Annotated in this window: 4 protein-coding genes; all 4 read left to right on the forward strand. The window is 40.3% G+C overall.

The genetic code is table 11. The annotated features are described in order from the left end of the window. The first annotated feature begins 130 nt into the window (after positions 1–130). Complete coding sequence (gene nirB, locus AC1DG9_RS20155) at positions 131–2,644, forward strand: nitrite reductase large subunit NirB (protein ID WP_288882836.1); 2,514 nt, start codon at positions 131–133, stop codon at positions 2,642–2,644. A 43-nt stretch (positions 2,645–2,687) separates the two neighbouring features. Further along, positions 2,688–3,032 carry a nitrite reductase small subunit NirD gene (gene nirD, locus AC1DG9_RS20160; protein WP_048906098.1) on the forward strand — a complete coding sequence of 115 codons (345 nt, stop codon included), beginning with the start codon at positions 2,688–2,690 and terminating at the stop codon, positions 3,030–3,032. 191 nt (positions 3,033–3,223) lie between these two features. Beyond that, positions 3,224–4,534, forward strand: coding sequence for a NarK family nitrate/nitrite MFS transporter (locus AC1DG9_RS20165; protein ID WP_288882838.1), 1,311 nt, complete (start codon positions 3,224–3,226; stop codon positions 4,532–4,534). A gap of 22 nt (positions 4,535–4,556) precedes the next feature. Beyond that, a partial coding sequence (locus AC1DG9_RS20170) for a molybdopterin-dependent oxidoreductase (RefSeq protein WP_477635126.1) occupies positions 4,557–7,277 on the forward strand: 2,721 nt, incomplete at its 3' end.

The raw sequence follows: 7,277 nt of genomic DNA on the forward strand, positions 1-7,277 counted from the left end.
ATTAAAAAAACAAAATAAACATGATATAAATCATACATTTATAAAAATAATACAAATTATTATATATATTTGATTAAACAAACCACAATTACCCGTTAAATAAAATAAATAACCCAACAAAATCGAAATTATGAATCATAAAACAGTAATCGTAATAGGAAATGGAATGGTTGGACATAAGTTTTGCGAAAAATTAACCTCTAAATCAGATAATTTTAACATTATTGTATTTGGAGAAGAACCAAGAAGGGCATACGACAGAGTTCATTTAAGCGAATACTTTAACGGAAAGAGTGCAGAAGATCTTTCTTTATCTCATGAAAATTGGTACAACGAACAAAACATTACGCTTCATCTTGGCGACCCGGTAAAAGAAATTGACAGAGAAAGCAAAACCATACATTCGAATAAAGGGCTTATTTTAAATTACGACTATCTGGTTCTGGCAACAGGGTCATCGGCTTTTGTACCTGATATCCCTGGTGTTGATAAAGAAGGTGTTTTCGTTTATCGCACCATCGAAGATCTTGAGCTCATTAAAAATTATGCTTTAAATGCAAAAACAGGCTCCGTATTAGGCGGGGGCTTATTGGGCTTAGAAGCCGCGAAGGCATTAATAGATTTAAATCTTGCTGAAACAAATGTAATTGAATTTGCACCAAGACTAATGCCCAGGCAGATAGATAGTGCCGGAAGTCAGATGCTACAAACAAAACTTGCTACACTAGGATTATCCATATACACAAACAAAGGCACAAGCAGCATAGAAGGCGAAAACCGTATTGAATCTCTAAAGTTTAATGATGGCAGCGAATTAAAAACAGACATACTTGTAATTTCTGCCGGAATACGCCCTAGAGATGAACTGGCCAAACTCTGCGGAATTGAAGTTGGCACCAGAGGTGGAGTTCTGGTAAATGAATCAATGCAGACCAGTGATCCATCTGTTTTTGCAATTGGGGAATGTGCGTTATTTAACCATAACATCTATGGACTGATTGCTCCCGGATACGAAATGGCCGAAGTGGTAGCGGCTAATCTATGCGAAGGCAACAAAACATTCAACGGATTCGATATGAGCACCAAACTTAAACTTATTGGCGTAGATGTAGCCAGTTTTGGAGATCCGTTTACAACAGAACCAGACTCAAGGAGTATTCTATTTGAAGACACCCATAAAGGAATTTACAAACGCATCAATATCAGCAACGATGGAAAATATTTACTAGGTGGAATACTAATTGGCGAAGCAGAGGCTTACAATATGCTACTGCAAACTGTAAACAACAAAATAGCGCTCCCTCCTAACCCCGAAGATCTGATATTAGGATCCCGCGGTGGCAGCTCCCAAACTGAGAATGCTGGGTTAGCCGGACTTCCGGACGACGCGTTGATCTGTAGTTGCGAGGGTGTATCAAAAGGAACCATTTGTAATTCTGTCTCTGCAGAGGGTTGCGAATCGATAGATGCAATCAAAAAATGCACTAAGGCTGGCACAGGATGCGGTGGATGTATACCAATGGTGAAAGATTTAATGCTGCACACCATGAAAGAAAATGGCAAGTACGTTAGAAATGTAGTATGCGAGCACTTCCAACTGAGCAGACAAGAGTTATATGATCTTATAAAAATACACAACCTTAAAAATTATGAGCAAGTACTGGACAACGTAGGCAAAGGCGACGGCTGCGAAATATGCAAACCGCTGGTATCATCACTTCTGGCAAGCATCTGGAATGATATGATTCTTAAAAGAGGTAATGATACCGCCCAGGACAGTAATGACAGGTTTTTAGCAAATATTCAAAAAGGAGGAACCTATTCAGTAGTTCCAAGAATTCCGGGAGGGGAAATCAAACCGGAGAAGCTTGTAATTATTGGAGAAGTTGCTGAAAAATATGGCTTGTATACAAAAATCACCGGCGGACAACGGATAGATATGTTCGGAGCCCATTTAAGTGACCTGCCATTAATATGGGAAGAATTAATTGCTGCTGGCTTCGAAAGCGGACATGCGTACGGAAAAGCATTACGAACAGTTAAAAGTTGTGTTGGCAGCACATGGTGTCGCTTTGGTTTGCACGACAGTGTAAGCTATGCAATTAGAATAGAAGAACGCTACAGAGGCCTAAGGGCTCCACATAAACTAAAATCTGCTGTTAGCGGATGTATTCGCGAATGCGCAGAAGCACAAAGCAAAGATTTTGGAATTATAGCAACCGAAAAGGGATGGAACCTATATGTATGCGGTAATGGCGGCAGCAAACCTCAACATGCACTACTTCTGGCTTCGGATGTAGACAGCGATACATGCATCAAATACATAGATAGGTTCTTAATGTTTTATATCCGCACTGCCGATCCATTAACACGAACTGCCCCGTGGCTAAATAAAATGGAGGGTGGAATTGAATACCTGAGAAATGTAGTTGTAAACGACAGCCTGGGTATGGCAGAACAATGGGAAATTGAAATGCAAAACATTGTAAACAGCTATCAATGTGAATGGAAAACAGCAATTGAGGATCCGGAAATAAGAAAAAGGTTCAATCATTTTGTGAATGCGCCCGAAGAAAAAGATCCAAGTGTAAAATTTGACGAAATGCGCGGCCAGAAAAAGGCTGCAAACTGGACAACAGCATAATTTAAATCAACAAACCTATTTATACACTAACAAAACAGAAATCATGATAGAAACAACAACAAACTGGTTTGAAGCATGTCGCGTTGAAGACGCAGTACAAAACGGAGGAGTATGTGTTAAATGCGGCGAGGAACAAATTGCCTTATTTTATTTTACCCGCAGAAATGAATGGTATGCCACACAAAACCTATGCCCACACCGCAGGCAAATGGCACTTAGCCGCGGCATGATCGGCTCTGTAGGTGAAGACCCTAAAATTGCCTGCCCCTTTCATAAAAAAACATTTTCACTTTCTACAGGAGAGTGCTTAAGCGGAGATGAATGCGCCATACAAACCTACCCGGTTAAGGTTGAAGATGGGTTAGTATACATCGGCTTACAAAATTAAATATAAAAAACCCCATCAGAAGGTCGGATTTCTGACGGGGTAAAATAGTCTCATCGATTAAATAAAACTTATCAAATGTATCAAAAAGTATTTACTCTTTCTGTTAGTGCAGCACCTTCATGAAATTAATTTCCGTAAACCGTTAACCACCACAACATCAAACAAATTCCGGAACCTAAATCTCATGAATTATGACTGAAGAACTTAAACCACTAAAAAAACTTAATATATTTTCAACGAAAGGTATTCAAATGAAAACCTTTCATATTACCTGGATAACCTTCTTTTTCTGCTTTTTTGGATGGTTTGGCGTAGCCCCACTCATGCCGCTGATAAGAGAACAGCTACACTTAAGTAAAGATCAGATCGGCAATATTATTATTGCCTCAGTTTCTGCAACAATTATTGCCAGGCTAATTATTGGTAAACTATGCGATACCCTTGGACCAAGGTTATCCTACACAATTCTGCTTGCACTGGGCTCAATACCCGTTATGTGCATTGGGTTAAGTAACAGCTACGAAAGTTTTCTTTTATTCCGCTTCGTCATCGGGATTATAGGTGCTTCTTTTGTAATCACACAATTCCACACCTCAATGATGTTTGCCCCAAATGTAATAGGAACTGCAAATGCTGTTACAGGCGGCTGGGGAAATCTTGGTGGTGGAGTTACAAACCTGATTATGCCACTTATTGCAGCTGGTTTTGCAGGCCTGGGCTTTGTAAGTCAGGCCAACTCATGGAGGGTTGCTATGATCGTTCCGGGGGTAATTCTATTAGTTATGGCTTTTATTTACTACAAGTACACAAAAGATACGCCTGCCGGAAACTTTAATGATTTACAGGTCATTAAAGTCAAAAAAACTCAAAAAGGCTCTTTTATGGCCGCATTAAAAGATTACAGAACATGGGTGCTGGCATTAGCTTACGCTGCATGCTTTGGAATAGAGATAACCGTTGATAATGTTGCTGCAACATTTTTCACAGATCAGTTCGGTGCATCAATGATTATGGCCGGTGCCATGGCGAGCATATTTGGTGGCATGAACATTTTTGCAAGGGCACTCGGTGGCTTTGTTAGTGATAAAGTTGGAAAATCTTATGGCCTTAGAGGAAAAGGAATACTACTAGGGGCATTGTTAGTTTTGGAAGGAATTGGGATTAGCTTATTTGCCCAATCACAAACTCTTGGTTTAGCTATAGCAGCAATGCTTTTGTTTGCACTATTTCTAAAAATGGCCAATGGTGGCACTTATGGCATTGTCCCTTTCATCAATAAAGATGCAATTGGCTCTGTAAGTGGTATTGTTGGTGCAGGCGGAAATATAGGTGCAATGCTGGTAGGCTTTCTTTTTAAATCAGAGCACCTCACCTACGCTGACGCTTTTCACTACATAGGAATTGGGGTAGCAGTAATTGGTCTGCTGGTATTTATTACCCGATTTCAATTAAAAAGATCCGAAAATACGGAAACAGTAAAACAAGAGTTTCAACAGGCTTAATTCTACCTAACAGAAAACATGTATGTCTGGAGATAAAAACAAAGTTTTTAAAAGTACATGCTGCTATTGTGGTGTTGGCTGTGGCGTAAACGTTACTTTAGAAAAAAACAAGACCATTACAGTACAGGGCGACAAAGATCATCCGGTAAACCATGGCATGCTTTGCAGTAAGGGACTTAACCTCCAGTACACAGTAAACGATAAAAGCGATCGTCTCCTTTATCCTCAAATGAGGTATAATAAAAATATGCCCTTACAAAGGGTAAGCTGGGAAGATGCACTGAATCGGACAGCAGCTGTTTTTAAGACTTTTATTGATAAATATGGCCCCGATTCTGTTGCTTTTTATGCGTCTGGGCAATGCCTCACCGAAGAATACTATGTTATCAATAAATTAATTAAAGGTTTTATAGGCAGTAACAATATCGACACCAATTCTCGTCTTTGCATGAGCAGTGCTGTTACTGCTTATAAAATGGCTTTAGGTGAAGATAGTGTTCCGGTGTGCTATGACGATATTGAACTTGCCGACTGCTTTTTCGTTACCGGTGCTAATCCCGCATGGTGCCACCCAATACTTTGGCGTAGAGTTGAAGCCCATAAAGCCGCAAATCCAAACATTAAAATTATTGTAGCAGACCCAAGAGTGACAGACTCTTGCGGTCTTGCCGATCTTCACTTGCAAATCAATCCTGGAACCGATGTAACACTGAACCATGCAATAGGCCGGGCACTTATTGAAACAGGCAATGTAGACAGTAATTTTATAAGCAATCACACAGAAGGCTTTTCCGATTACAAACGGAAGGTATTTGAAAGGACTTTAGAAGAATCAGCCAAAATCTGCGGCGTCACGGAATCTGAGATACAACTTGCGGCAACATATATAGGCGATGCCAAAGGCTTTTTAACGATGTGGACAATGGGACTTAATCAAAGTTCAATTGGTGTTAACAAGAATCTGAGTCTAATTAACCTGAATCTTATTACAGGCCACATTGGAAAGCCGGGTTCTGGCCCCTTTTCACTTACCGGACAACCAAATGCAATGGGTGGTCGCGAAGTAGGTGGACTTGCAAATCTTCTTCCTGCGCATCGCGACCTATCAAATGAACTACATCGTCAGGAAGTGCAAAAATTCTGGGGAGGAACAACAATTTCCGGCAAAACAGGGCTTACCGCTACAGAAATGTTTGAGGCCCTGCATGATGGCCGGCTTAAAGCAATCTGGATACTTTGCACAAACCCATTAACAAGTTTACCCAATGCACGGTTTGCCGAAGAAGCTTTAAAAAGAGCAAAATTTGTTGTGATACAGGAAATTACTGATAAGGCAGAGACGCTTGCTTATGCTGATGTTATTTTACCTGCAGCAGCCTGGACAGAAAAAGAAGGCACCATGACCAATTCCGAAAGAAGGATAAGTCACCTGAATAAGGTTATCGATGCACCCGGAGAAGCACTTCCTGATGCAGAAATCATCTGCCGTTTTGCAAAAAAAATGGGCTATAATGGGTTTGAGTACAACAGCATGGAGGATATATACAAAGAACATGCAAAACTCACCTATAGAACCAGCATTAATATACATGGGCTCGACTATAAACAAATCGACAAGAGCAATACCCTGCAATGGCCATTCAACAAAAGAACCGAGAGTGGCACAAAACGTCTGTTTACAAATCATTCATTTCATACAAGATCCAAGAAAGCGATTATACACAGCCCCTCCGATCAGCTGAACAGCGAACTTCCTGACGAAGATTTTCCATTTATCCTAACCACAGGCAGAGTTCGTGATCACTGGCATACCATGTCTAAAACTGGCAAAGTGAGCAAGCTTAAACAGCATATTAAAGATGCTTTTATGGAAATCAATCCAACAGATGCAGAATTCTTATCTATAGAAGATAATCAGGTTATAGTTGTACGATCCAGACGTGGTGAAGTGCAGGTTAAGGCAAAGCTGTCTGCCTCCATAAAACAAGGCGTAGTATTTCTCCCTATGCATTGGGGAAAAATATTGGGCAGCGATTTAAACAGAGCCAACAACGTTACCAGTACTATACTAGACCCCCTATCTAAAGAACCTGATTTTAAATATTGTGCTGTAAATATTGAAAAGTTCCAAAAAGACTTCCAAAAAATAGTAATTATAGGCGCTGGTGCCGGCGCTTATGGCTTTGTTAAATCTTACAGGGAAATGAACAAGGAAGACCAAATCACAGTCTTTAGCAAAGAGAATTTTCCATTTTACAATCGTGTAATGCTCCCTGATTATATAAGCGGAGAACAAAAATGGGAACAATTGGTAAAAATGAATGATGAGGAAGAGCCCGAATATAGTATCAGACTGTTAAGAGGCATCAGCGTAGAAAAAGTAAACAGAGAACAGAAATACGTAATAGATTCAACCGGCAAAAGAACATCGTATGATGTATTGATTATGGCTACCGGAAGTCGCTCTACCCTTCCCAAAAATGCGCCTTCCTTACCTGGCATATTTACCATGCGGAGTCGTACAGATGCAGACAATTTCAAAAAACATATTCCTAAAAACGCTCATGTAGTAGTTGTTGGTGGCGGCCTGCTTGGCCTGGAAATGGCTGCATCACTACGTGAAATAGGCGTAAAAATAACCATCATTCATAGGGTATCCAGATTTTTGAACAGACAACTGGATCCGCTGGGAAGCCAGATGCTGCATGAGGAAATGGTAGATCAGGGCTGTGATATTTATTAC

Source organism: Pedobacter sp. 05L430, from assembly GCF_056397585.1.

What these genes read in the sequence shown, in the direction of transcription:
- AC1DG9_RS20165 (WP_288882838.1), top strand. Translation starts at nt 3,224, where the DNA reads ATGACTGAAGAACTTAAACCACTAAAAAAACTTAATATATTTTCAACG.
- nirB (WP_288882836.1), top strand. Translation starts at nt 131, where the DNA reads ATGAATCATAAAACAGTAATCGTAATAGGAAATGGAATGGTTGGACAT.
- nirD (WP_048906098.1), top strand. Translation starts at nt 2,688, where the DNA reads ATGATAGAAACAACAACAAACTGGTTTGAAGCATGTCGCGTTGAAGAC.